At 62.4% G+C, this 26326-nt stretch carries 18 protein-coding genes and 1 pseudogene; 5 read left to right on the top strand and 14 right to left on the bottom strand.

The features are described 5' to 3' along the window. Positions 1-4: 4 nt before the first annotated feature. Together B7G52_RS06340 and B7G52_RS06335 are read left to right on the top strand one after the other, a co-directional pair. Positions 5-1603 carry a GMC family oxidoreductase gene (locus B7G52_RS06340; protein WP_170954690.1) on the top strand — a complete coding sequence of 533 codons (1599 nt, stop codon included), beginning with the start codon at positions 5-7 and terminating at the stop codon, positions 1601-1603. A 109-nt stretch (positions 1604-1712) separates the two neighbouring features. After that, a complete protein-coding gene (locus B7G52_RS06335; protein WP_096670269.1) occupies positions 1713-3353 on the top strand; it encodes a 3-(methylthio)propionyl-CoA ligase in 1641 nt (546 codons plus the stop codon). Positions 3354-3401: 48 nt separating this feature from the next. Here B7G52_RS06335 and B7G52_RS23985 read toward each other — a convergent pair whose 3' ends face one another. From B7G52_RS23985 to B7G52_RS06310, 5 genes are all read right to left on the bottom strand, one after another. Then, positions 3402-6077 carry a LuxR C-terminal-related transcriptional regulator gene (locus B7G52_RS23985; RefSeq protein ID WP_240523345.1) on the bottom strand — a complete coding sequence of 892 codons (2676 nt, stop codon included), beginning with the start codon at positions 6075-6077 and terminating at the stop codon, positions 3402-3404. A gap of 37 nt (positions 6078-6114) precedes the next feature. Then, positions 6115-6546 (bottom strand): Zn-ribbon domain-containing OB-fold protein, encoded by a 432-nt coding sequence (locus B7G52_RS06325; protein WP_096696795.1) that lies wholly within the window; start codon positions 6544-6546, stop codon positions 6115-6117. Then, on the bottom strand, positions 6543-7745 hold the full coding sequence (locus B7G52_RS06320) for a thiolase (RefSeq protein WP_096696794.1): 1203 nt from the start codon (positions 7743-7745) through the stop codon (positions 6543-6545). Before B7G52_RS06320 ends, B7G52_RS06325 begins: the two co-directional genes overlap by 4 nt. A gap of 26 nt (positions 7746-7771) precedes the next feature. Then, positions 7772-9409: a class I adenylate-forming enzyme family protein gene (locus tag B7G52_RS06315; RefSeq protein WP_096696793.1), complete on the bottom strand. Its 1638-nt coding sequence runs from the start codon at positions 9407-9409 to the stop codon at positions 7772-7774. 77 nt (positions 9410-9486) lie between these two features. Then, positions 9487-10158 carry a nitroreductase gene (locus B7G52_RS06310; RefSeq protein WP_096696792.1) on the bottom strand — a complete coding sequence of 224 codons (672 nt, stop codon included), beginning with the start codon at positions 10156-10158 and terminating at the stop codon, positions 9487-9489. Between the two features lie 109 nt (positions 10159-10267). On the opposite strand from B7G52_RS06310, the gene B7G52_RS06305 reads away from it, so the two are divergent. After that, a complete protein-coding gene (locus B7G52_RS06305) occupies positions 10268-12235 on the top strand; it encodes an AMP-binding protein (RefSeq protein WP_096696791.1) in 1968 nt (655 codons plus the stop codon). 231 nt (positions 12236-12466) lie between these two features. Then, positions 12467-12613 (top strand): annotated as a pseudogene (locus B7G52_RS24410) (IS5/IS1182 family transposase); the annotation flags it as partial. Here B7G52_RS24410 and B7G52_RS06290 read toward each other — a convergent pair. Genes B7G52_RS06290 through B7G52_RS06275 form a run of 4 tightly spaced genes read right to left on the bottom strand, consistent with a single transcriptional unit; the run spans position 12600 to position 17203 of the window. Then, positions 12600-13799 (bottom strand): CaiB/BaiF CoA-transferase family protein, encoded by a 1200-nt coding sequence (locus B7G52_RS06290; RefSeq protein ID WP_096696863.1) that lies wholly within the window; start codon positions 13797-13799, stop codon positions 12600-12602. The pseudogene B7G52_RS24410 and the gene B7G52_RS06290 sit on opposite strands and share 14 nt — an antisense overlap. A 10-nt stretch (positions 13800-13809) precedes the next feature. Next, positions 13810-14991, bottom strand: a complete 1182-nt coding sequence (locus B7G52_RS06285) for an acyl-CoA dehydrogenase family protein (RefSeq protein ID WP_096696862.1) — start codon at positions 14989-14991, stop codon at positions 13810-13812. A gap of 11 nt (positions 14992-15002) precedes the next feature. Then, positions 15003-15872, bottom strand: a complete 870-nt coding sequence (locus B7G52_RS06280) for an enoyl-CoA hydratase/isomerase family protein (protein WP_096696790.1) — start codon at positions 15870-15872, stop codon at positions 15003-15005. Beyond that, a complete protein-coding gene (locus B7G52_RS06275) occupies positions 15869-17203 on the bottom strand; it encodes a CaiB/BaiF CoA-transferase family protein (protein ID WP_240523343.1) in 1335 nt (444 codons plus the stop codon). Before B7G52_RS06275 ends, B7G52_RS06280 begins: the two co-directional genes overlap by 4 nt. A 101-nt stretch (positions 17204-17304) precedes the next feature. On the opposite strand from B7G52_RS06275, the gene B7G52_RS06270 reads away from it, so the two are divergent. Next, positions 17305-18153 (top strand): LysR family transcriptional regulator, encoded by an 849-nt coding sequence (locus B7G52_RS06270; RefSeq protein WP_170954689.1) that lies wholly within the window; start codon positions 17305-17307, stop codon positions 18151-18153. Between the two features lie 49 nt (positions 18154-18202). Here B7G52_RS06270 and B7G52_RS06265 read toward each other — a convergent pair whose 3' ends face one another. The 5 genes from B7G52_RS06265 to B7G52_RS06245 all read right to left on the bottom strand — a co-directional run bounded on the left by B7G52_RS06265 (position 18203) and on the right by B7G52_RS06245 (position 25944). Then, positions 18203-19180 carry a tripartite tricarboxylate transporter substrate binding protein gene (locus B7G52_RS06265; protein ID WP_096696789.1) on the bottom strand — a complete coding sequence of 326 codons (978 nt, stop codon included), beginning with the start codon at positions 19178-19180 and terminating at the stop codon, positions 18203-18205. 71 nt (positions 19181-19251) lie between these two features. Then, positions 19252-21114: an acyclic terpene utilization AtuA family protein gene (locus tag B7G52_RS06260; RefSeq protein ID WP_096696788.1), complete on the bottom strand. Its 1863-nt coding sequence runs from the start codon at positions 21112-21114 to the stop codon at positions 19252-19254. Continuing rightward, complete coding sequence (locus B7G52_RS06255; protein ID WP_096696787.1) at positions 21111-23114, bottom strand: acetyl-CoA carboxylase biotin carboxylase subunit; 2004 nt, start codon at positions 23112-23114, stop codon at positions 21111-21113. The genes B7G52_RS06260 and B7G52_RS06255 overlap by 4 nt, the downstream gene beginning before the upstream one ends. Before the next feature lie 34 nt (positions 23115-23148). Beyond that, positions 23149-24315: an acyl-CoA dehydrogenase family protein gene (locus B7G52_RS06250; RefSeq protein ID WP_096696786.1), complete on the bottom strand. Its 1167-nt coding sequence runs from the start codon at positions 24313-24315 to the stop codon at positions 23149-23151. A gap of 12 nt (positions 24316-24327) precedes the next feature. Beyond that, the gene (locus tag B7G52_RS06245; protein ID WP_096696785.1) at positions 24328-25944 is read right to left on the bottom strand and encodes a carboxyl transferase domain-containing protein; all 1617 of its coding nucleotides are present in this window, start codon (positions 25942-25944) and stop codon (positions 24328-24330) included. Positions 25945-26326 lie beyond the last annotated feature (382 nt).

Raw genomic sequence — 26326 nt, 5'->3', positions numbered from 1 at the left:
AATCTTGAAATTCGATTACATCATCGTGGGCGCAGGTTCGGCCGGCTGTGTCTTGGCCAACCGATTGAGCGCGGATCCGTCGAACCGCGTGTGCCTGCTCGAAGCGGGACGGTCCGACGACTCACCGCTGATCCGCACGCCCATGGGCCTCGTGGGCTTGCTCGCCACCCGCAAGTACAACTGGTATTTCGACACCGAACCACAAGCCGAACTCGAAGGTCGTCGCCTGTACTGGCCGCGGGGAAAAACAATCGGGGGCAGCAGCTCGATCAATGCCATGGTCTACATGCGCGGACACCAGGCTGATTACGACGCATGGGCAGCAGCGGGAAACGCCGGATGGGCCTACAAGGATCTGCTGCCGATCTTCATGGAACATGAGAATAACGAGCGCGGTGTCTCGACCTACCACAGAACAAATGGGCCACTGAACGTCGCCGATGTGCGATCGCCCAACCCGTTGTCGGGCCGCTTCATCGACGCCGCCGTGCAATGCGGCATTTCGCGCAACATGGACTTCAACGGCGCGCAACAGGAAGGTGCGGGGCCTCACCAGGTGACCCAGAAGAACGGGGAACGCTGGAGCAGCGCTCGGGCCTTCCTGCACCCTGTCATGGACAGGTCGAATCTGACCGTGCTCACCGGCGCCCATGTCACGCGCATCCTGTTCTCTGGCAAACAGGCCGTGGGGGTCGAGATCGAACGCAAAGGCGAGCGACAGCGCATCGAGGTCGAGCGTGAAATCGTGCTCTGCGGCGGCGCCATCAATTCGCCGCAGTTGCTGCTGCTGTCGGGTGTCGGGCCCAGGCAGCAATTGACGGGCCTGGGCATCGACCTGGTCGCCGACCTGCAAGGCGTGGGCCAGAACCTGCAGGACCATCTCGACGTGACGGTGATGATCCGTGACCGCAGCAAACAGGCGATTGGTGTCGCGCCTGGTTTCCTGCCGAAAGCACTTGCCGGGCTCTGGCAATACTGGCGCAAGCGCGAAGGCTTCCTGTCCAGCAACGTGGCCGAGACAGGGGGTTTCGCCAGGCTCTCGCCACAATCGGCGCTGCCAGAGGTGCAATTTCACTTCCTGCCGACCTACCTGCGAAACCATGGCCGTGACCTGGCCCCCGGCTACGGCGCCACCTTGCACATGTGCCAGTTGCGCCCCAAAAGCCGTGGTTTCATCGGCCTCAAAAGCGCCGACCCGCTGGCCGCACCGATGATTCAGCCCAACTACCTGAGCCATGCCGACGACTGGGACGAGATGCTGCGTGGCCTGAAACTTGCGCGACGCATCTTTGAGGCCAAGGCCTTCCACGACATCCATGGCGGCGAAGTCGCACCGGGTGCCGGCGTGAGCAGCGACCAGGATCTGAAGGCCTACATCCGGCGCAGTGCGGAAACCATTTACCACCCGGTCGGCAGTTGCAAGATGGGCAATGACGACAGGGCCGTGGTCGACGCGCAGTTGCGGGTGCATGGGCTTTCGGGCCTGCGTGTCGCCGACGCCTCCATCATGCCTACGGTTATCGGCGGGAACACCAATGCCCCCTGCATGGTGATCGGCGAGAAGTGTGCGCGGGCCATCCTGTCAAGCCACAAACTTCCGTAGATTCATTCGCATAAAAGTCACCACCCCACAGAGGCGCTATGGCACCTCTCAACACGATACCCGGCCAGTGGCCGGATTTAGCCTTAACCAAAAAATCCAAGGAGACTTCATGAACGGTCAAATGATGAGCGCCCCCCTGCTCATTTCCTCACTCATCACCCATGCGGCACGCCATAGCGGCGATGTGCCCATCGTCTCGCGCCGCGTCGAAGGCGACATCCACCGCATCACCTATGCGCAATTGCACGACCGCGCGCGCCAGATGGCCCATGCGCTCGGCAATCTCGGTGTGAAAGCTTCGCAGCGCGTCGCCACGCTGGCCTGGAACGGCTACCGGCACCTGGAACTGTATTTCGCCGCCTCCGGCAGCGGTTCGGTGCTGCACACCCTCAACCCGCGCCTGCACCCGGACCAGTTGCTCTACATCCTCGACCATGCCGAGGATCAGGTGCTGTTCTTTGACCTGACCTTCCTGCCCCTGGTCGAGGCCGTGGCGGGGCGCTGCAAGACGGTACGTCACTTTGTCGCGATGATCGACAAGGACAAGATGCCGGCGAGCAAGTTGTCCAATCTGCTGTGCTACGAAGACCTGATCTCGGCGCACAAGCCCGACTTCGCATGGCCCACTTTCGACGAGAACACCGCCTCGTCGCTGTGCTACACCTCGGGTACCACCGGCAACCCCAAGGGCGTTCTCTACAGCCATCGCTCGACGATGCTGCACACCTATGCCTCGCTCATGCCGGACGCGATCTCCATCTCATCGCGCGACTGCGTGATGCCGGTGGTGCCGATGTTTCACGCCAATGCCTGGGGCCTGCCCTACAGTTGCGCGATGGTCGGCGCCAAGCTGGTGCTGCCGGGGGCCGCGCTGGACGGCAAGTCGCTGCACGAGCTGATTACCACCGAGCAGGTGTCGTTTGCGGCCGGCGTGCCCACGATCTGGCTCGGCATGCTCCAGCACGCCGAGCAGAACGCGCTCAGCCTCGCCCCCTTGAAGCGCACCATCATCGGTGGCTCGGCCGTGCCGCCAAGCATGATGCGAGCCTTTGAAGATAACCATGGCATTGAAGTCATCCACGCCTGGGGCATGACGGAGATGTCGCCCCTGGGAACGGTCAGCCGGCTGAAGCAGAAACACCTGTCCCTGCCACTGGACGAACAGCATGCGCTGCTCGCCAAGCAAGGCAAGGTCGTGTTCGGCGTGGACATGCGCATCGTCGATCCGCAGGGGGCCGACGTCCCCTGGGACGGCAAGACGCCGGGCGATCTGCTGGTGCGTGGCCCTTGGGTAGTCCAGAGCTACTTCGGCCCTGATGGCGCCAAACCCCTGGTGAGCGACACGACCGGCGCGCAGTGGTTCCCCACCGGCGACGTGGCCACGATCGACGCCGACGGCTACATGCAGATCACGGATCGCAGCAAGGACGTGATCAAGTCCGGCGGCGAGTGGATCGGCTCGATCGACCTGGAGAACGTCGCCATGGCGCACCCGGCGGTGGCGATGGCAGCGGCCATCGCCGTGCCGCACCCGAAATGGGATGAACGGCCCTTGCTGGTGGTGGTGCGCAAACCGGGCGCGGAGGTCACCCGCGAAGCGCTGATTGAACACTACAAAGGCAAGGTCGCCTCCTGGTGGGTGCCGGACGACGTGGTGTTCGTCGAGGCCATCCCCATCGGCGCCACTGGCAAGATGCTGAAGAACCAGTTGCGTGAGCAGTTCAAGGACCACCGGCTGCCGGGGGTCTAAAAGATTTGCGGTAAACATATTCAATGAATGCCGCAAAAGCAAGCCCCATCAAACTAGCCAGGCCCGAGTGCGAGCTTCGCGCAAAGCACCCGTGCGATTTTTCACGCCCAGCTTCGCGTAGATGTTGTGAAGATGCCATTTCACCGTGCCCTCGGTCAACACAAGCCGACCCGCCACTTCGCCATTGGACAGGCCATCTGCCAGCAGGCGAAGGATCTGCAGTTCGCGCTCGGTTGGTCGCTCCTGGTCCGCGGGCGCCGCATCCTGACGTGCAGATGCAGCGCCCGCGGCAAGCAGCAGCGTTCGCGCGTATAAAAACGCCGGCGTGGGACTCTGCGGCTTGTCAGCCACGCGGCGCAAAAGGCTCTCCAACTCGGGGCCTTCGTCAAGGTACAGGCGCACGTAGCCGTTCGATGCCGCGATGCGAAGGCTTTCCATCACCGCGTCGTGCCCACCCTCGGCATCTCCTGTTCGCACCAACGCCAGTGAGCGCAGCATCAACAACTCGGCCAGCTTGTGCTGCTGGTGGCTGCGTCGCGCCCTGGCGATGCCGGAATCGACCCATTGCAGAGCGAGATCGGGCCGCCCCTGCGCGAGATCGAGGCGGGCCCAGAGGCGCTCGGCCTTGTCTCTGTGCAGATTGGTCTGCGGTCCTTGCGGCAGCAACCCATTATCGTTGGCCATTTGTCGCGCCGCCTCGACGTCGCCGGCGCGCAACAGCAGCAGCGCACGTTCGGCCACCATCGTGAGCTGCAGGCGCACGAAGCCGCGCGCCAGTCCCACGCGCTCGCCCTCCGCCGCCGCATCGAGCGCACCGGATATGTCGCCCCGCGCCGCCTGCAGACGTGACGCCGCCACGTAGCCCGCGACCATCGCATCGACAATGCCCTGGTGCGGCAGCAGTGGCAGTGCCGCTTCCACTTCCACCATCGCGTCAGTGCACTGGTTGCGTTCATACAGCAGCAACGCGCGGATCGCGCGCAGCATGGCCGCCAGGCCCGCGGCGCCGGGAGCGAAAGCTGGCTCTTCGGCCAGCGCCGAGGCGCTGTCTGCCAGGGCATCACGATGCCGCCCCGCCTTGAGCAGCGAGGCGGCCGAGATCACCCGCACCCACATGTGGCCGTAAGGTGAAGGAGCCTCCTCGAACTTCACTTGCGCCTCGCGCAAGGACTGGGCAGCCTCGGCGAAGCGTCCATTGCATTTGTGCGCATAGGCCAGCACCGTTTGTGCGGCTCCATAGTGGAATGGGTCCGGATCGGGTGGCCCTGCCAGCCACCGGCGCACAAAGACCTCGGCATCGGCCTCGTTATCACGCAGGCCGGCGATCACGCCGCGCTGAAGGACGGTCGTATGCAGGATCAAGCGAACGCCGGCTGATTGTCCCTTGCCACAAGCCCGCTCAATGCGCGTCAGCCACGCTGCCGCCTCGGCATAGCGGCGCAAAAACACCAGCGCCCACACCGCTTGCAACATCAGCGCGCAGTCTGGCTCCACGCCGCGTGATTCCAATTGCGCGAGCAGGTCCAGGAAGGTCTCGTGCCGGCCCTCGCCCTGCACCAGTTGACGCGCGTAGCCGGTCAGATAAGCCGACGCCAGCCTTGCGTCATCACCTTCCAGGGCCACGCGGATCGCACGGTAGACCTCGCCCCGGGCATGCCACCATTGCGCACAACGCGTTCGCAGTATGCGCACAAACACAGGCCTCAGCCCCATGTCGGCCAATCGCGTCAGTGCGCGCTCCGCCACCAGCGCATGCAAGGCGTAGAACGGCTCGCCAGCCACGCGTCCCCGACGCTGCACGATGCCCAGTTGCTCGCCTTCGGCGATCGCCTCCGCCCCCTCGGGCGCATCGAGCGCGACCAGCAGCGGCAGCGTGAAGTCGCCAATGGCGGCCATCACGAACAGCGCCTGCCGTCGGGCCGGCGCGAGGCCCTTGAAGAAGCTCTCGTAAACGAAGCTGTCCATTAGCAAGTTACTGCTGCCCCCGGCGGCCTCCTGTACGCCCTCGCCGCTGGCGAGGGCAAGCTGTACCAATGCCGGCCAACCCTCGGTGATCCCGACGATATGCTCAACCTCTTCGTCACCGGCCGACAGGCGGCGCCGCCGCACCAGTTCCCGCACATCCTGCGCGTCGAGCTTCAGCTCGTGCTGTGTCACCCAGCGTACCAGCCCGCGCGCGGTCAGCACGGCCAGATCGAAATCCATCCCTTCGCGGCCGCAAACGACGAACCTCAAGTAGTCGGGTGCCGCCACCAACAGACGGCTCAGGGTGTGAGCGCTCTCGCTGCCACGCAACACATGCACATCGTCGAAGAACAGCACCATGGGACGACGACGTTGGCCAAGGGCCTGCAACAACGCCAGCAAGCCGCTCTCGACCGCCGCCGTCGCGTCGATGGCACCCATCGCGACAGGCTCGGACGGACCTCCGACTGCATTCAACAAAGAGCGCACAAAGAACACCTGGTCGCGCCAGGAAGCATCAAGCCCCACCCACACGGGGTCGGCGTCTTTGCAAGCGCGAAACCATCCTCCCATCAATGTCGTCTTGCCATAGCCGGCCGGCGCAACGATGGCCACGATCCGATCACGCATGGACAAGGGCGCAATCGCCCGCCGCGCAACCGTGGCCGTCGTCAGGTCAGGGGGAGCCCCCTCGACTACCGCCTGGGAGGACGACGCAGCGAAATGGGGCCAGCGAAATGTCGCTTTGGGTTGGGTCATGCCTTCAGACACTCAGAAGACGCACGAAGACGCTGTTTCACGCTTGAAGTCCGGCCGCCCGGAATCGCGGCAGCGACACACCGCCCCCGACGGGCTCGCAAACCAGCTCGACAGCCATGTCGAAGGTGACCGCCGAAGGGTCCGGGCCGACGAAGGCGCTGATCATCCGCGGACCTTCTTCGAGTTCGACCAGCAGCACGGCATAGGGCGTGTCCTGTTTGAAGGCCGGGCCGGGCGCCCGGTGCACCACGCTGAACGAATGCACCTTGGCGCGGCCGCTGGCGGGACGGTGCTCAAGGCGCTCGCTGCCGCACTCACGGCAGATCATCTGCTGGTAGAGCTGCACGTGGTCGCACCCGGGACAGTGCTGCAGCAGCAGCTTGCCCTCCTGAATGCCGCGCCAATAGATTTCCGAATCCGCATCCGACGTCGGCTGCGGCTTGATGTGGGCGTCCTTCGGATTGATCACAGCGTGGCCTCCGTTCCCAGGATGGTGGTTGCGTTGGTCGCAAAGCCGGCGCCCAGGCTGTGCACCAGGCCGAGTTCGGCGCCCGCGACCTGGCGTTCGCCGCAGTTGCCGCGCAGTTGATTGACGACCTCGTAGAAATGAAACAGCGAGCCCGGCATGCCCGAGTGCGCGAACGACAGCAGGCCGCCATGGGTGTTGCAGGGAATCGCGCCGCCGTAGGTGATCTGCCCGTCTTCGACGAAAGGCCCCCCTTCTCCCTTGGGGCAGAAGCCGAGATCCTCCAGCATCATGATTACCGTGCCGGTAAAGCAGTCATAGACCCCGGCCACGTCGATGTCCTTCGGCCCGCAGCCCGCCATGGCGTAGGCCTTGGCACTCGACTGCACAGCGCCGGTGGTGGTCAGCGAGGGCATCAGGAAGATGTGCTCGTGCGTGTAGCATTCGCCGCCACCGAGGATGTAAATAGGCTTGGCAATTCCCAGCGCCTTGGCGCGCTCGGCCGAGGTGACGATGAAGGCCGCCGCGCCGTCGGAGATGAGCGAGCAGTCGAGCTTGTGGTAAGGGGTTGTCACCCAGCCGGAGTTCAGCACGTCGTCGACCGTGAGTGGCGCGGTCATCTGCGCGCCCGGCGTGCGCCGCGCATGGTCGCGGTGGATCACCGCCACCTGGGCGAACTGCTCGGCCGTGGTGCCGAACTCTTTCATGTGCCTGTGCGCGGTCATGGCAAAGGTGTTGGCCACGGGAATGCCGAAGGGCATTTCGTATTGCTGGTCCCGGCTTTCGGTCATGGAGCGCAGGGCCAGGTCGGGCGACAGGCCGGTCAGCAGGCTGTCACCGCCCACCACCAGCACGGTCTCGGCCAGGCCGCCGGCAATGGCGGCAGCGGCGATGTTGAACATCGTCGCCGCCGTGGCGCCCGAGACCTGCAGAGTGTTGGAAAACGTGGGCTGTATGCCCAGGTACTCGCTGAAGGCCACGCTGAAGCGGTGGAACGGAGAGGCAAAGGCGGAGCTTGAGAGCACGCCATCGATCTGGTGCTTGCCGATGCCGGCGTCGGCCAGCGCCTTGCCTGCCGCGTCGGCGGCCAGTGCGAGCGCGCTCTTGCCCGGCACGCGGCCGACGGCCGAAATGCCTGCGCCGATGATCGCTGTTTTACCCCGAAGCGTATGTGTCGAGGGGGCGGATTTGATGTTTGCCATAACAGGGTTCAGGGGTTGGGGTTGGTTCAGGCGGCCGCTGAACGCACACGTTGTCGCAGCTGCGCCTTCAAAATTTTCCCCACCGGGTTGCGCGGGATGGTGTCAAGGTACTCGATGTGTTCGGGCAACTTGTAGGCCGCCACGCCGATCTGCTTCAGGTGGCCGACAATATCCTCCAGCGTCGGCGGCTGAGCCTTGTCCTTGGGCACGACGTAGATACAGGTCTTTTCGCCCATGATCTCGTCGGGCACCGCCACCGCCGCCACCTCCTGCACGCCGGGATGGGTCAGCACCAGGTTCTCGACCTCGGCGGCGCTGACGTTGTAGCCACCGCGAATGATGATGTCCTTCTTGCGGTCGAAAAACCCGATGTGGTGCGCGTCGCGCACGATGAAGAAGTCCCCGGTGCGGCAAAAACCGTCAGCGGTGAACGTGCTTTTCGCCAGGTCCGGCCGCCGGTAGTAGCCGGCAAACACGTTGGGCCCGCGGTAGACCAGCTCGCCCACCTGGCCCGGCTGCGTGCATTCGGCGTCGGCCTCGTCGAGCAGCTTCATCTCGACACCGCGTATGCCCGAGGGCCACGCAACGCCCGGACGGCCCCACCACGGAAAGTGATCGGCCCGCTTGGCGAAGTCGGGCACGTCCAGCGCGCCGGCAAACACCGCGGTGCCTTCGGTCTGCCCCCAGGCATGCAGGATTTCGATGTTCCAGCGCCGCTTGAACTCCTCCATGCTCCAGCGCGAGGGCTGCGCCGAACCCGAGGCGATGCAACGCACGCCGGAAAAGTCGAGCTGGTCGACGTTGGGCAGCTTGAGAATCATGTTCAGCACGGCCGGCACCAGCAGGGTGAAGTGCACCTGGTCGTGCATCAACTGCTGGAGCAGTAGCGGCATGTTCAGCGGGTGATGCAGGAGCGTCGTGCCACCGATGGCCAGCGAGGCCAGCCAGGTCGCCACGCCGGTCATGTTGACCACCGGCGCGGTCGCCAGCACCCGGTCCCCTTCGTGCAGCCCGGCGGTCTGCGGGATCAGGTTCATCTGGAAGAGCCAGTTGTTGTGCGACATCGGGCAGCCCTTGGAGAGGGCTTCGGTTCCGGACGACCAGCACAGGCTGAAAATGTCGTTGGCGTCGACGTCGATGGCGTCGAGCCGGGCGATGTCAGCCGCACCGTGCGCCATCTCGGCGATGCGCTCGATCGGCAGCGCGACAAAGCCGGTCTTCTCGGCGATGGCCATTTGGTCGGCACCCTTGAAATCGCGCATCCCGAAAAAGAAGCGCGCCTCGGTGAGTTTCTTGACGTTCTGGAACTCATTGTCGCGCCATTGAATCGGCATCGGCGAAAGCACACCCCCGGCACGGCTGACCGCGAGAAACATGGCCACCAGTTCCCAGACGTTGGGCAATTGCACGACGACGATCTCGTCCTTGCGCAAGCCCATGTCCAGCAGCCCGGTCGCGATGGCCTCGACCGCTGCCGACAACTCCCGATAACTCAGGCTCTGTGCCGCTGTGCCGGTGAGATCCGGCCGATCCGCCGGGTCGACCACGGCTGGCCGCTCCGGCGCCTTGGCCGCCGTCTCGCGCAGCAAATCGAGCAGGGTACGTCGACCCCAGTGACCGCTTTCGGTGTAGCGCTTCAAAGCCTCTGTGCTGTGCAGAATCATGATCAGTCTCCTCTTTTTAATGTATTGCCGAGCAGAGGGAAGACGCATCCGCTGGCGCGCAATCCCGGCAAGCGGAATCAGAAACCATGAAAGCTGGCGAATGCCTCCACCTCGGCACGCTCGGTGATGAAAGCGTTCTCCGGGGCCGACAGATCCTCGTGCCCGAGGGCGATGCCGCAGGCGAGAATTTCATGGTCGTTCATAGGCAGTTGAGCACGCGCCACCTTGTGGTACCAGGCAAACGCCGCCTGCGCACAGGTGTGCAGGCCCTGCGCGCGGGCGGCCACCAGAATGTTCTGGATGAACATGCCCAGATCCATGAAGCTGCCGGTGTTCAGGCGGCGGTCGAGCGTGACGAGCAGGCCTACTGGCGCGTCGAAGAACGTGTAGTTGCGCAGCATCTGGTGCTCACGCGCCGCCGCATCATCGCGGGCTATGCCCAGGGTTGCATATAGACCGAAGCCGCAGCGACGCCGGCGCTCCAGATAGGGCTCGACCCAGGTCGTGGGGTAATACGCGTACTCGGGCTGATGCCGGTCAGGTTCGTGCGTAGCCGCCTCGATGAAGGCATCACACAGGCGCTGCCGGGCCTCACCCGCCACCGCATACACTTTCCACGGCTGCACATTGTTGCCACTCGGAGCCCGCGCCGCCACGCGCAGGATGTGCTGCACGACCGAAGTGGGTACGGACGTGGATAGAAACCGCCTGACCGATTTCCGGCTGCGGATCGCTTCATCGACATGCACGGATGGACCGCCTTTCTGTGCTTTCTGACTGCGTAGCGTTACGGAGAAGAAACGATGCGCGGAGACTGGGCCGCTGGACTCCAACACGACGTTCGGATAGGATTCAGGCATGAATTCTACCAAACAACCGTTTGATTGGGTGCCTACCCCTGAACTGATTGCGCAATCAAACCTCACGGCATTCCTGCACACAGTAGGCGAATCCAGCTTCGAGAGCCTGAGCCCTCGTGCCGATGCCGATCCGGCCTGGCTGATGCGGGAAGTCCTCGAGTTCTGCGACTTCCGCTTTTACCAGCCCTACACGCAGATGCTCGACACCTCGCGCGGCATCGAGTGGGCGCGCTGGTGTGTCGGCGGCACCACCAACATCGTGCTGAACTGCCTGGACCGGCACCGCGGCACGCCGGTGTGGGAGCAGACATTTTTGGTCTGGGAAGGCGAAGACCCGAAAAACCGCAGGAGCCTGAGCTACCGCGAGTTTGATGCCGAGGTGTGTCGCCTGGCCGGGGCCTTGCAGTCGCTGGGCATCGGCCAGGGCGACCGGGTCGGCCTGTACCTGCCCAACCTGCCGGAGACCTTCATCGCGTTCTTTGCCGTACTGAAGATTGGCGCCGTCTTGATGCCCCTGTTTTCGGGCTTCGGACCGCAGCCCATCGTCGCCCGCCTGAACGACGGGCAAGCCAAGGCGGTGCTGACGGTGGACGGCACCTGGCGGCGCGGCGCGCCCGGCATCATGAAATCGGTGCTGGACGAAGCGCTGCGCGAGGTACCCAGCGTGCAGCACGTGGTGGTGCTGCGCCACCTGGGCGACGCCGCCCCCTGCCCGATGACGCCGGGACGCGACCACGACTGGGCCACGCTGGTCGCCGGCCAGCCCCACGACCTGCCGACCGCCGAGATGGAGGCCGATGCGCCGGCCGTGCTGCTCTACACCTCGGGCACCACCGGCAAGCCCAAGGGCTGTGTCTGGACGCACGTCAGTTTCCTGGGCTCGATGGTCACGCGCGACATGCACATCTGCGCCGATTTCAAACCGAGTGATCGTTTCTTCTTCATGAGCGACATGGGCTGGATGGTGGGCGCCATGTGCGCCTGCATTCCCAGCTATTTCGGTGGCAGCCTGCTGGTGGTCGAGGGCACGCCCGACTTTCCCGACACGGGCCGCTTCTGGCGCCTGGTGCAGGACCATCAAGTCACCTACCTGGGTGTCGCGCCCACCTTGATCCGCAGCCTGATGCGCTACGGCGACGAAGAAGTGGAGCGCTACGACCTGTCCTCGCTGCGCATCACCTGCTCCGGCGGTGAGGCCTGGACCGAAGCGCCCTGGCGCTGGTTCTTCAAGCACGTCTGCAAGGAACGTCTGCCCTTCCTCAACATCGTCGGCGGCACCGAGGTGGGCGGCTGCAATTTCACCGGCACCCTGCACCACCCCTTGCGGCCGGGCTCGTTCGGCGCGCGCGGGCTTGGCGCCGGGGTCGACATCGTCGACGACAGCGGTCAGCCGGTCGGCGCGGGCCAGGTCGGCGAGCTGGTGCTGCGCAACCCCAACATCGGCTTCACCAAGAGCCTGTGGCAGGACGACCAACGCTACCTCGACAGCTACTGGCGCACCATTCCCGGCGTCTGGGTGCATGGCGACTTCGCGATGCGTGACGAGGACGGCCTGTTCTACATCCTCGGGCGCAGCGACGACACGATCAAGGTCTCGGGCAAGCGCACCGGCCCGTCAGAGATCGAGACCCTGCTCACCGGCACCGGCAAGGTGTCGGAGGCGGCCGTGATCGGCGTGCCCGACGAGATCAAGGGATCGGCCATCGTCTGCGTCTGCGTGCCCATGCCCGGCGTGGCGGCGGACGCGGCGCTGCAGGCCGAACTGTCGCAGGCGGTCGTCCATGGCATGGGCGCCTCCTACCGCCCCAGGCAGGTGCTGCTGGTCAGCGACCTGCCCAAGACGCGCAACATGAAGATCATGCGCCGCGTGGTGCGGGCCGTGTACCGGGGAGACAGTCCGGGTGACCTGTCTTCGCTGGTCAACCCGGAGGCGGTGGCCGAGTTGCAGGGCAAGCTGGCGGGGTGAGGCGGAGCGGCTTGCCCGTTACACCTGAGCCACCGGGCCTTGACCGAACCTGAAACTAGAGACGGTCACGCATCCAAAGAAGCCTTCCTCGTGATACACGCACACGGCTTCATCATGCCCGGCGGCGCCCACCGTCGCCGACTGCGGCAACTGTAGCGGCACAAATTCGGCACCCGAGCGCGGGCGGATAGCCAGACGTTTGCCACTATCCAGATCAAGCGTTCGACCGTCCTGGCGCATAGCTGGTTCAACCGGTTCCGAAAACTGCTGGTGCGGTACGAAAAACTTGACCGCAGCTTTCTGGCTCTCAACCACTCGGCCGCATCAATCATGGCGTTCAGAAAGATCAAGTTGGACGTAACCATTATTTACGGATAATCTCTAAGCCGCCTTGGCGGATAACGCCTCCGGCCAGTAGCGATTCGATCTCGCTCGCAGAAAACCCATGCTCACCCAGCACCCTGCGCGTCGACTCGCCAATCTCCTGCGGCGCAATGCGGTAGCTGGCTGGCGTTCTGCTGAGCTTGATAGGGGATGCTACGGCGGAGTGCGGACCAATTTTTGCAATCATTTCACGGTGCACGGTGTGGGGATGTTCCAATGCTTCCACCACGCTGTGGATCACCCCACACGGCACATTCACCCCGGTCAGCAGGGTGAACAGTTGCTTCGCCTCAAATCGGTTAAATGCTCTCTCAAGTTCGGCCTTCAGCTCAAACCGGTGAGCGGCACGGTCGGCGTTGGTGGCAAAGCGTACGTCGCCCGGGAGTTCATCGCGCCCAATCGCCACGCACATGCGGGCGAACTGCCCGTTGTTGCCAACCGCCAAGAAAATGGGCTCGGTGCCCGTGGCATAGCTGTCGTAGGGTGCGATGTTGGGGTGGCCGTTGCCGGAGCGTTTGGGCGGCTTGCCGGTGAAGAGCGAATTGATCGAGTGCGGGTAGAGTGCGGCGAGCGCATTGTCGAACAGCGTGGATTCGATTTGCTGCCCAAGCCCACTCCGGCTACGCTCTGACAAAGCAATAAGAATGCCGATGGTGGCGTTCAGCCCTGTTGTGACATCGACAATGGGCACACCCATGCGCGTCGGCTGCCCTTCGGGCTCGCCGTTGACGCTCATCAGGCCGGCTAGGGCTTGAACGGCGGCGTCGTAACCCGCCACGCCACCCAGTGGGCCGCTGTCGCCAAAGCCAGTGATGCGGCAGTGAATCAGGCGTGGAAATCGCGTAGCGAGTATCTCTTGATAGCCCATGCCCCAGCGCTCTAGAGTGCCCGTCTTGAAATTTTCGATCAACACATCGGCATCTTCCAGCAGTCGCAGCACCACGTCACGGCCCTGAGGCTGCGACAAATCTACACAGACTGTTTGTTTGTTGCGGTTGATGCCCGCAAAATAAGAAGCTTGGCCATCGCGAAAAGGTGGACCCCAGGTCCGCGTTTCATCCCCGTCGGGCCCCTCCACCTTGATCACGCTGGCGCCGTGGTCGCCCAGAATCTGAGCACACAATGGACCACCCAGCACACGTGATAGATCGACAACTTTTAAGCCATTGAGTGCGGACATGTTCATGTTCTTAGTAGGATTTCGGTAGGCCGAGAACTTTCTCGGCGATAAAGCACTGGATCATCTGAGGACTGATCGGCGCAATTCGGGGAATCAGCGACTCGCGCAGATAACGCTCCACGTGGTACTCCTTGGCATAGCCAAAGCCGCCATGCGTCATTACTGCCGTCAGACAGGCTTGGTACCCCGCCTCTGCCCCGAGGAACTTGGCGGCGTTGGCCTGCGCGCCGCATTCCTGCCCAAGGTCGTACAGCGATGCGGCGCGCTGCACCATGAGGTCCGCCGCCTCCAAGGCCATCCAACGCTCGGCCAGCGGGTGCTGGATGGCCTGGTTCATACCAATCGGGCGATTGAATACCACCCGCTCTTTGGCGTACTGCACGGCCTTGCCCAGCGCAGCACGGCCCAGGCCAATCGCCTCAGCGGCAATCAGAATGCGCTCGGGATTCATGCCATGGAGGATGTACTCAAAGCCTCGCCCTTCCTCGCCAATGCGGTCTTCAAGCGGGATGCGCAGGCCGTCAATGAACAGCTCGTTCGAGTCCACCGCAGCGCGCCCCATCTTGTGAATTTCCCGTACATCCACCCTCGCGCGATCCAGCGTGGTGTAGAACAGCGATAGGCCATGCTGGGGCCGCGCGCATTCCTCTATCGGCTTGGTGCGCGCCAGCAGCAGCATTTTCTCGGCCACTTGCGCTGTGGAGATCCAGACCTTTTGTCCGTGCACCACGTAGTAGTCACCCTCGCGCACGGCTCGTGTTTTCACGCGTGTGGTGTCCAGTCCGACGCTGGGCTCGGTCACGGCAAAGCAAGCGCGCTCGCGCCCGGCGATCAGGGGCGGCAGCATACGTGCCTGCTGTTCAGGACTGCCAAACACCACCACCGGCTGCAGGCCAAACACATTCATGTGGATGGCCGAAGCTCCCGACATGCCGGCACCCGACGCCGCAATGGTCTGCACCAACGTGGCCGCGTGCCGCATGCCCAGACCCGAGCCCCCAAACGCTGGAGGCATGCAAATGCCCAGCCAGCCGGCATCGGCAATGGCCCGATAAAAGTCGCCTGGAAACCCGCCTTCCGTGTCCTTGGCCAGCCAGTAGGCGTCGTCAAAACGCCCGCACTGCGAGGCCACGGCGGTGCGGATTTCCTCCAGGTCCGTGTCTGCGACGGACGAATTGACTTGGTTGTTCATCATGTATTTGCTCAAGCTCCGGTTTGCAGGGGAGGGGTCCAGTTGGGGCGGCGTTTCGCGCGCGAGGCGGCCACACCCTCAATCGCCTCCGTACGCATTTGCTGGGCAAATAGCTGCGAGGCCGCGTCCAAGTAACGGGGCAGGCCCTCTGTCTGCCAAGACTCCATGTCGAACGTGGTGCGTAACATCTGTTTGGTTCGGGCCAACGCGACAGGTCCGCAACCAGCAATCATGGCCGTAATGCTGGTCACCCGGTCTTGCAGCGTTTGCGGGTCATCCACAAAGTAGTCGATCATGCCTATACGTAACGCCTCCTGCGCACCAATGCGTTCGCCCGTCAGCATCAAACGACGGGCATGCTGCACGCCGATGCGCGCGGCCACGAAAGGCAGAATCTGGGCGGGCACCAGGCCGATGGCTGTTTCCGGAAAACCGAACCTGGCACCCTGCATGCCAATAGCAATGTCTGCCGCGCATACCAGGCCCGCGCCGCCGCCCATGGCCGCACCTCGCACGGCTACCACGGTAGGCTTGGGGCAGGCACTGAACAGTTCCAGAAATTTGCCATAGCGACGGTTGCCGACGGCGATTGGGTCCACCCCCCCAGCCTCGGGCTGGGCCACCAACCGCTCGGTCATATTGCTCAGGTTGCCGCCAGCGCTGAAGACCTCGCCAGCAGCGGTGATCAGGATCACTCGAGTTTCCGCGTCGGTCGAGGCGTGGGCCACGGCAGCGGTTAGCGCGTCCACCATGTCTACCCCCAGCGCATTGCGCGACTCTGGATGGTTCAAGGTGATTTCACACAGGCCATTGCGGCACACAACGCGGACGGGACTGCTAGACACCTCAATGGCGTCTGGATTTGGTAATGGCGTGGTCATGTTCTCGGAGTAGAAGGGATAGAGGTGAAGGCGGCGCCATAGGTGGGAATGGTGTCTTCATTTTTAGCATCGGCTTGGTGAGCCAATGGGCCAACTACGCCAGCTTGCTCAAGCTGGGCAATGTGTTCCTCGCTGTAGGCCAGTTCCTGCAAAATTTGCCGCGTGTGCTCGCCTGGGAGTGGTGCGCGCTCGCCGGCAGGGCGCGCATCTGGTGCGACACCGGGAAGGCCGGCAAACAGGAGTTGATGCGCCGTAGACTCCGGGCCCTGTGGTATTTGTTGCGAAGTTGGCTGCAACATCGACTGCAACAAGCCCAGGTGTGCCACCTGGGGATCGGCCAGAAAATCGTTGAAATCATTCACCTGCGCGTACAACACATCGGTTGCACTGAAGCGACGTGTCCACTCTGCCGTGGTCCGGGTGCGCAGCGCGTCGGCCACGCCCGCCTGAATTTCGGCGGCAACGCGCAGTCGGTCGCTGGCGGTAGCCATGCGCGGATCGGCCAGCCACTCGGGTCGGCCCAGCAACTCGCAAATGCTCGCGAACATTGCGTCGCTTAATGCCGCCAGAACGATGTGTCCGTCAGCGGTGCGGGAAATGCCTTGGGGCACTGTCGCGGCCTTTGGCGTGGTCGCAACTTGGGGAGCATGCCCATCGCCCCACAGGCGATCAATCACCAGGATGTTTTGCAAGGCCGCCAGGCTGGCCAGCAGGCTCACGTCCAGATGCGCGCCCGTGCCCTGCCTCTCCCGAGCAAACAGCGCGGCACCCACCGCCTGGGCGGCATACATGCCGCAGCTGATGTCGGCCATGTAGGGTTTGGTCATACGGGGCGTACCGTCGGCCGCCGCGTTGGCTACGGCAAAACCAGTGATCGCCTGCGCCACCGAATCGGTTGCCGGCCGAGTCAGGTAGGGCCCACTCGGGCCGAAGCCACTGATCGAGACATACACCAGCTTTGGGTTGTGGCTGGAAAGCTGCTCGTAACCGATGCCCAAGCGTTGCGCCACACCGGGGCGAAAGCTCTGCACCAACACGTCAGATTGGGCGACCAACGCTTGCACAATCGCCAGGCCCTCAGAGTGCCGCACGTCCAGCGCGATGCTGCGCTTGCCCCGGTTGTAGGCGATGGAAATGGCCGTCATACCACCGCGTGCCAGACCCATGGTTCGACTCCAGTCACCCTCACGTGGCTCAATCTTCACCACCTCCGCTCCCAATTGCTGCAGCATCTGCGCGCAATAGGGCCCGGCAATCCCCTGTGAGATGTCAAGCACCCGCAACCCCGTGTAAGCCTTATGAATCATATGCAGTGCCCGCAGCAGGGCCAATTGGTTTGAATCTCATTTTCAATGGAAAAATCTTAATCTTGTCTGCTACTCAGTACCAGTTAGAAAATGGAGGAAAATGGAAAAACTGTTAAGGAATACTTATGGGACTGCGTAATCTGGACCTAGGCCTGCTTCGTACCTTCACCGCTGTGGCGGAGCGCGAGAGCTTTGCTGTCGCGGCAGAAACGGTGTTTCGTTCGCAGGCCGCGGTATCGCAGCAGATGCAGCGGCTGGAGTCCGTTCTGGGCTGCACCTTGTTTGTGCGCATCGGTCGCAACAAGCGGCTGACCGACCAAGGCGCGCGACTGCTGGAATATGCCAAGCGCATCATGAGCCTCAACGACGAAGCCTGCCGTGCCATGGCGCAAGATGTATTTGACTTCCCGGTCAAGCTAGGAGCCTGTGCGGATGGGGTAGACACCTTGCTGCCGGACTACTTGGCCTTGTGTGCGGAAACCTACCCCAGTCTTCGCATCGAAATCAAGGTGGGGCGCAGCCGCTGGTTGGCGTCCGCGCTACGGCGCGGGGACATCGACCTGATGCTCGACCTGGAAAACCATGATGAGTTTCGCCGCATCGTGCTGCGCACCTCGCCGGTGGTCTGGCTTTCTGGTACGCGCGCCCACCACTTGCAAAGCCCGACACTGCCACTGGTTCTGATTGACTCGCCATGCGTGTTCCGGCGCATGGCACTAGAGAGCCTGGAGGCACAGAATCGGGCCTGGCGCCCGACTTTTCAGACCACCACCGTGACCGGCCTGCGCGCCGCCTTGCGTGCCGGCCTGGGCATCACGGCGCGAACGATTGAGATGCTCACGCCGGACCTCAAAGTGGTGGACCAGGAACTTGGGTTAGCGCCGCTACCCTCCGTCAGCTACCAGCTCTACGCCCGTATGGACGACAGCAGTGACGCCACCCGCAAACTCACCGAACTGTTTTCCCCGACCTGAGCATGAGCCGGAGAAAAAGTACGCAGCCCATCATACCCATCATGCACCGTCATGGCTGCTGCATACCTGCCGAGCGAATAATATTACCCCACTCCACGGTATCGCGGCGCTGCAGGGCACGCAACTGGCTGGGTGAGCCGGGGAAAGGCAACTGCCCCTTGCTCGTTATAAAGTCACGTCCTTGTGGATTATCCAGTGCCGAGTTAACCCATTCGGCCAGGCGGTTCGAGACATCAACCGGCACCGAGGCGGCGCTCCACATGGATATCCACGACGACACATCAAAATCGGGGTAACCCGACTCGGCAATCGCTGGCACATTCGGCAGCATGGACATGCGGTTCCGTACCGACACCCCCAATGCGACGATTTTCCCGGCCTGTATCTGGGGCAGGGCCGTCACCGTGTCGCAGAAGTAAAAGTCAAACTGACCACCGAGCAGGTCCGTCATCGCCTGCGGACTGGACTTGTAGGGCACGTTCACCGCCTGAATTTGGGCCAGCGCGCGAAAACGCTCACCGGCAACGCGACCACCCACATTAGCACTGGCGAAGGATAGGTCTTTGGACTCGGCCTTGGCGCTTGCAACAAACTCCCTCAAGGTGGTCACCTTCACGCGCTGGGGGTTGATCACCATCAGGTAGGGGGAACTCATCAAGGTGGTCATCGGCGTAAAGTCGCGCTCCGGATCGAACGGCAGTTTCTTGTAGATCGATGCGTTGGCCGCATGCGTGGATACTCCGGATACCAGCAGCGTATAGCTGTTGTCTGCCGAGGCCCGAGCCACCGCTTCCGCCGCAATATTGCCATCGGCCCCGGGCCTGTTCTCCACAATCACCGGATGCCCTACCTTCTGGGTAATCTTCTCGGCCACGTAGCGGGCGATGGTGTCGGACGCTCCACCAGCCGCGTAGGCAACAATGATGCGCACCGGTTTGTCCAACTGCTGCGCGCGCGCGGCCCCGGGCAAGCCTAGCATCAGAGCGCCAGCGCTCAAGGCCATGAACTCTCTACGATTTGTCTGCATGCTTATCTCCTTTTGGTTTTGACGATGAAACGATGAAACGGTAACGCGACAACTGCTTAAGGCGCGAAGCGTTACCACGCTGGAAACGGGTGGCCGTCCTGCAACAGAGCGCGCGGACACGCCACCTCCAGGTCTAGCAGCATCTGGGCGTAGGACTTGCCAAGCGGGTCAGAGCGCAGACTGCAGGAACCACCGCCCGCCAGCGCACTTTCCATGAAGAAGTTCAGTGCACTGGTGCCGGGCAGCTCGAAGCGGGTCACGCCGCCCTCAATCAAGTGGCGGAAATAGTCCTTTACGCGGGGCGCGGTCAGCTCGCGCATGAGCACCGGCAAAAACTCCGGCTTGCGCGCAATCACCCCTACGTTGGCATCGTTACCTTTGTCGCCGCTGCGCGCATGCGCCAGCCGTGACAGGGGCACGCGAATCGGGTCATGGTCTGCGCCCGGAGTTAGCGCTTGAGGCATGGCGTTGTGCTGCGCGTGCTCAGATTTGCCTTGCCGTTCTACCCCTTGCATCGCCGCTTGCACAATCTCCACCGGTGCCGTCCCGGCCTGCGCCTGCAGCAGCACGGGAACCCGGCTCTTGCACAGGTAGAACGACGCCGTGCGGATAACGGCCTGCACGTCCGCGCGCCCGCCAAAATGACTGCGCGTACCCGGCCCCATGGAGATGCCGGCCGACGCAACCTCCTTCTGCAAGAATTCCAGCGCCTTGCGATCCTCGTGCTGGGCGGCGATACGCAGCACGATCTCGCGGCTTTCGGTCACCCGCGCATGGGGGCCGTACATGGACTCTGCCCCCAGCAACTCCACCAGGGTGTCGCGGTAGTCGTCAAACCCATTCTGTCGCATCTGCAGGCGCGTTCGCTCCAGCAGCGCCTCGGCCGTTCGCCGCGCCTTGGCCAGCGCGCGCTGGCCGCGAATCGCCATCATGATGGCCAGTTGAAAGCCTTGGTGGTAGGTGACGGTAACCTTGTAGTCAGCAGAGGGCTGGCAGCCTCGCGCACCCATCACACGCACTCGGTCTACACCCACCAGAGCTATCTTCACTTGGCGGAAGTCGCACACCACATCGGGCAACGGGTAGGCACCGGGGTCACCGATTTCATAAACGAGTTGCTCGGTCACCGTCGCGGGCGTGATCAGGCCGCCGGTTGCAGGAGGTTTGTACAACTCGAAGTCGCCGCTGCTTTCCAGGCTCACGATCGGATAGCCGATGTTGGCCCAGTCGGGCACCGTCTCCCAGTCTGTGAACAGGCCGCCCGTTACCTGCGGGCCGCATTCCACCAAGTGACCGGCCAAGCTGGCCTGCGCCAGCCGGTCGTAGTCGTCAAAGGACCAGTCAAACTCGTAAGCGGCAATGCCCACCAACGGCGCGCTGTCCACACAGCGCCCGGTAATGACGATATCCGCCCCGGTGCGCAAGGCCTCGGCAATCGGCAGCGCGCCCAGGTATGCACTGGCCGACAGCGGGGAGGCCGGCACAGCGACCGCGTCCTCTGGTTTGCTGGGAAATATGTCGGAACATGCACGGAACTCAGCGGCCAGCGCGGTCACATCGTCGCCCGTGACGATGGCGATCTTCGGCGCAAGCCCTTGCTCACGCGCCAACGCCAGGATCGCATCGCGGCATTTCTCGGGGTTAAGTCCACCAGCATTGGACACCAGGCGGATGCGGCGCTCCATCAATGCGCGCAGATTGGGCTTGATGGCCACCGACACAAAATCCGTGGCGTAGCCCAACTCGGGGTTGCGCATGCGCGCCCGTTGCAGGATCGACATCGTGGTTTCGGCCAGATAGTCGAACACGATGTAGTCCAGCGTCTGGCTTGTCAGCAGTTGTGGCACGGCGATCTGGGAATCGCCCCAGAAACCCGAGGCACAGCCGATCTGTATCCGGCGTTCAGTGGAGGGGGGGTGGATAGAGATGTTCATGCTCGTGTGATTTCCATCAGGATTTGGCCGGTGGCGATCTGCTCGCCCGCGCTTGTGTTGAGCTTGCTAACCGTGCCGCCCACAGTGGCCGTGATGGGCATTTCCATCTTCATGGACTCCACCACCGCCAAGGTCTGTTGAGCCGTGACCTCGTCGCCCAATTGCAGGAGTAGGGAGATCACTCTGCCCGTCATCGGGGCGCGTATCTGCAACATGCCGGCGGTAGCGCTGGTGAGGCTCGCCTGGCGGACTGCACGCTGGTAGCACCAGGCCGAGGCGCCATCTTGAATCCAAACCGTCTGCAGGTCAGGCTGTGAAACCGTCAGGCTGCGGCGCAGACCATCCACGGCAAAGGCAATGCGGCCGGACTCCAGGCGCAGATCCGTCACGCTGATCTCTTGAAGCGCTGCGGATTCATCAGACGCAGAACCCATGCTCACCATGAATCCGTCAATCACCGGACGCACACGCACACGCACGGGGTCTCCGTCCTGTGGCAAAACGGCCGTTCCACCGTCGCCTTGGCGCGCCACCAGAAGCTCGAATGCAGGCCGCTGCGCGGCACCGCGTACTTCGTTGGTGCGCAGCGTGTCGAACACGCCGCTGATCGCCAAAGCACCCCCAACCGCCGCATGCAGCGAAGGTGTGCGCTGCCAGTGCACGCCGCGCAGATCTTCCCGGCTCAGGAACGTGGTCGTCGCCTCGCCGCGCAGGAACACCGGGTGGTTGATGCAGCGCTCCAAAAACGACAAGTTGGTCTTGATGCCGAGCAGTACGGTTTTCTCGCAAGCCAGACTGAGTTTTTGAATGCATTCTTCACGACTGGGGGCCCAAGTCAGAAACTTTGCGACCATAGAGTCGTAGTACGGACTTACCACCATCGGGCTTTCCAGCGCCGTGTCAACACGGATGTCGGGCGACGCGCACCAAGTGTCGACGCGGCCTACCTGAGGCACAAAGCCGGCGTCTGGGTCTTCAGCGCAAACCCGCAACTCGATGGCATGGCCGCGCAGGGTCACGTCCTGCTGTTCGAACGCCAGCGGCTCTCCCTGGGCCACGCGTATCTGCTGCTCCACCAGGTCCAGACCGGTCACCAGCTCGGTTACGCCGTGCTCGACCTGCAGACGTGTATTCATTTCCATAAAATAGAACGAACCGTCCGGATCTAGCAAAAACTCCAGCGTGCCCACTCCCACATAGTCAATCGCCGCGCAAGCCTGGCGTGCAACGGCACCCATGGCATCGCGCAGGGCCGGCGACACGGCTGGTGACGGCGCTTCTTCAATGATCTTTTGAAAACGGCGCTGCATAGAGCAGTCCCGCTCGCCCAGATGCAAGTGGTGACCATGCTCATCGCAGAGCACCTGAATTTCGATGTGGCGGGCGCGCTCGATAGCACGTTCAATGATGATTTCGTCCGAGCCAAACGCCCCCAGCGCTTCAGACTGAGCCTCGTGAAAGCTCTTGAGCAGTGAAGCCTCTTCTCGAGCCACGCGCATGCCGCGCCCGCCACCGCCCGCCGCCGCTTTGAAGATGACCGGGTAGCCGATGCGCCGCACCGCAGCCACCACGTCTTCGTCCACGGTGCAGTCCTGTGCGCCGGGAATCGTGGGCACCCCCGCCGCCTGCATCGCCGTCTTGGCTTGGGCCTTGTTGCCCATCAGCGCGATAACGCGGGATGATGGGCCAATAAAGGTCAGTCCGGCGTCTACCACGGCCTGGGCGAACTCCGCGTTTTCCGACAGAAAACCATAGCCGGGATGCACGGCTTGCGCGCCACTGCGGGCGCAGGCCATCAGGATGGCGGGGATGTTGCGGTAACTCAAGGACGAGTCGGCGGGCCCGATGTGCACGGCCATGTCGGCCTCGCGCACATGCAGGGCATCGCGGTCCGCGTCCGAGTAAACGGCCACCGTGCGCAAGCCCAAGCGGCGCGCGGTTTTCATCACGCGCAGGGCAATCTCCCCCCGGTTGGCGATCAGTACAGTGTGAAATCTCATGTCATGTTTTCCGGAAAAATCCCCCTTATTGTCATTACGCTGTCTTCTTGGGAAGAATACCCATGTGCTTGCAGATGATGGTGAGCATCACTTCGTCGGCCCCACCCCCGATGGAGATCAAGCGCAGGTCACGCCAGGCGCGCGACACCGGGTTTTCCCAGGTAAAACCCATGCCACCCCAGTACTGCAGGCACGAATCCGTAACTTCGCGACACAGCCGGCCGGCCTTGAGCTTGGCCATCGAGGCCAACTCGGTCATATCGCCGTTGTTCATGTGGACTTGGGCGGCGCGGTAGATCAGCGAGCGCAGCAACTCCACCTCTGTCTTGAGCTCGGCCATGCGAAAGTGAACCACCTGGTTGTCCAGGATGGGTTTGCCAAAGGCTTTGCGCTCGCGGGTGTAGTCAATCGTGTCATTGATAACGTTGAGCAGTGCCGTCACGCGGCGCGTAGCGCCACTCAAACGCTCTTCCTGAAACTGGCGCATCTGGTAGGTGAAGCCCATGCCCTCTTCGCCAATGCGGTAGCGCTGGGGCACGCGCACATTGTCAAAGAATACCTGCGCCGTGTCGGACGACCACATGCCCACCTTCTTGATCTTCTGCATGGTGATGCCCGGCAGGAGCTTGCCGTTTTCGCGCAACGGCAGGCAGATCAGGGATTTGTTGCGGTGCGGATCGCCGTCGCTGGTGTTGGCCAGCAAGCACATCCAATCGGCCTGAAGGGCGTTGGTGATCCACATTTTGGCGCCGTTGATGATGTAGTCGTCTCCATCCTTGCGGGCCGTGGTCTTGACCGAGGCCACATCGGAACCCGCGCCCGCCTCAGACACACCCAGACACACCACGTAGTCGCCCGCGATGGAGGGTTTGAGGAACAGCTCGCGCAGTTCGTCCGAGCCAAAGCGCGCAAGCGCCGGGGTCGCCATGTCGGTCTGCACCGCAATGGCCATGCCCACACCGCCTGCGCTTACAGCGCCAATGGCCTCGCAAAATGCGATCTCGTAGGTGTAATCTAGGCCCATGCCGCCAAACTCGACAGGCTTGTTGACACCGAGGAAGCCAGCCGATCCAAGCTTCTTGAAAACCTGGTGCGCCGGGAAAATTTCGGCTGCTTCCCATTCGTTAACAAAAGGGTCAATTTCTTTTTCAATCAATTGCCTAACGCTGTCCTGTAATGCGATATGTTCGTGGGTAAGCATGTTGTCTCCTGGTTAAAATCTTGCGACACCAAACTGAATCGGCGATACGGTACGGTTTTTTCCTTGCGCGATGGTGTTCAGCACGAGGCTTAAGACTTCACGGGTGTCGCGCGGGTCAATCACGCCATCGTCAAGCAACAGGCTGCTGGTGTAGATGGCAGAGGACTGGGACTCAAAGTTCTCAGTGATCTGGCGGCTTTCGACTTCCAGTTCAGCCTGCGCCACAGGGCGACCAGAGCGCTTGGCCGCACCTTCGGCCACCATGCGCATGGTCATCGCGGCCTGTTCGCTCCCCATCACGGCGGTCTTGGCGTTGGGCCATGAGAACAGAAAGTCAGGCTTGAAGGCTCGTCCACACATGCCGTAGTTGCCCGCGCCATAAGAGGCACCGCACAGAATGGTGATGCGCGGCACCGGTGCATTGGACAACGCCTGAATCAGCTTGGCGCCGTGCTTGATCATGCCAGCCTCTTCGTGCGCTTTGCCGACGATGAAGCCGGTGATGTTCTGCAAAAACAGGATGGGACGGTTCAGTTGAACGCATAGCTGAATGAACTCGGCCGCTTTGGTCGAGCCCAGAGTGTCCAGCGGCCCGTTGTTGGTCAGAACGCCGACCGGGTTGCCTTGAATCGCGGCATAGCCACACACCGTTTGCACGCCATACATCTGCTTGAATTCGTGAAATTCGGAGTCGTCCACCAGGCGCGCTATGATCTCGCGCATGTCCACGGGGGTGCGGGCATCGGCAGGCATCAGGCCCAGCAGGTCGGCCGCCTCGTAGCGCGGCATCTTCCAGCTGGCGATGCGGGGCGCCTCGGTCCAGCCAATGGCCAACATCAGGTCGCGAACCTTCCTGATGGCGTCACGGTCATCGTCGGCCACATAGTCGGCCAGGCCGGAGGTGGCGGCGTGCATGTCGGCCCCACCCAGCTCTTCTTCGCTCGCCTCCTCACCAGTAGCAGCTTTTAGCAATGCGGGTCCCGCAAGGAAAGCACGTGCCTGATTGCGCACCATCACCACGTAATCGGACAGGCCTGGCAAGTAGGCCCCCCCGGCAGCGGATGAGCCGTGAATCAGCGACACGACGGGCAAACCGGCCGCCGACAGCCGTGCCAGGTTGTAGAACATGCCGCCGCCGTTAATGAAACGTTCCACCCGGTACTTTTTCAGGTTACCCCCGGCGCTTTCCACCAACTGCAAGAACGGCAACCGGTGGGCTAGCGCAATCTCCTGACATCGGATGACTTTAAGCGCGGTCATCGACTGCATGGCGCCGGCACTGATTCCTGCATCGTTAACCACCACCATGCAAACCACGCCCGACACGCAACCGATACCAGCAACGATGGCACTACCTGGAATGCTGGTCTCTGGATCCGTGTCCTCGATACCGCAATAGCCTGCCAGCGTCATCAATTCGAGGAATGGTTGTCCTGGATCTAGCAAGTTCGCCAGCCGCTCTCGCGGAAGGAGTTTGCCGCGCGAGTGGAAATTGGACGCCGCCTTCGCGGAACGCAATACTGCACGATGCTCAAGTGACCTCAACTGTTCAATCAACCTGGACATATGTTCATGGTTGCGTAAATATGTTGGGTCAGTCTTTTTACTGATAGATTGGATCGCTGGCATTTTTTTAATGAATTCAGAGTTACTTACGCCAAGGAAATTATTTCAACCCTGTCGCTCACTTTAAACTTCGCGCCGTCCAAGGAGAGCGAATCAATCATCGTTCTTCGTCGCGAAAATTACCAACAAGAATTTCACGCGACATTCATAAACATTTCTTAAGGGTCCATTGAAAGGTTACTGACAAATCCGCAATTACCCGAACCGGGTGTGTGGACCATCGACATCACCTTGTATCAGTAGTGTCCCAACGTTCTTCAGAGGAGAGCGAGCTGATCGGGCTCGAAATCCGGGTCTGAATCCGGCGATGGTGGCGTAAGTAGTTGATTTATAGGGATAGTTTCAAACATGGACAGGTTCAAGATCTGTAGGATTTCATACAGGC

The sequence above is a fragment of the Polaromonas sp. AER18D-145 genome, assembly GCF_002379095.1.
In the GTDB taxonomy this organism is placed as follows: Bacteria; Pseudomonadota; Gammaproteobacteria; order Burkholderiales; family Burkholderiaceae_C; genus Polaromonas.
Note: the sequence above shows the minus strand (reverse complement) of the source record. Positions and strands in the feature narration are given on the sequence as shown.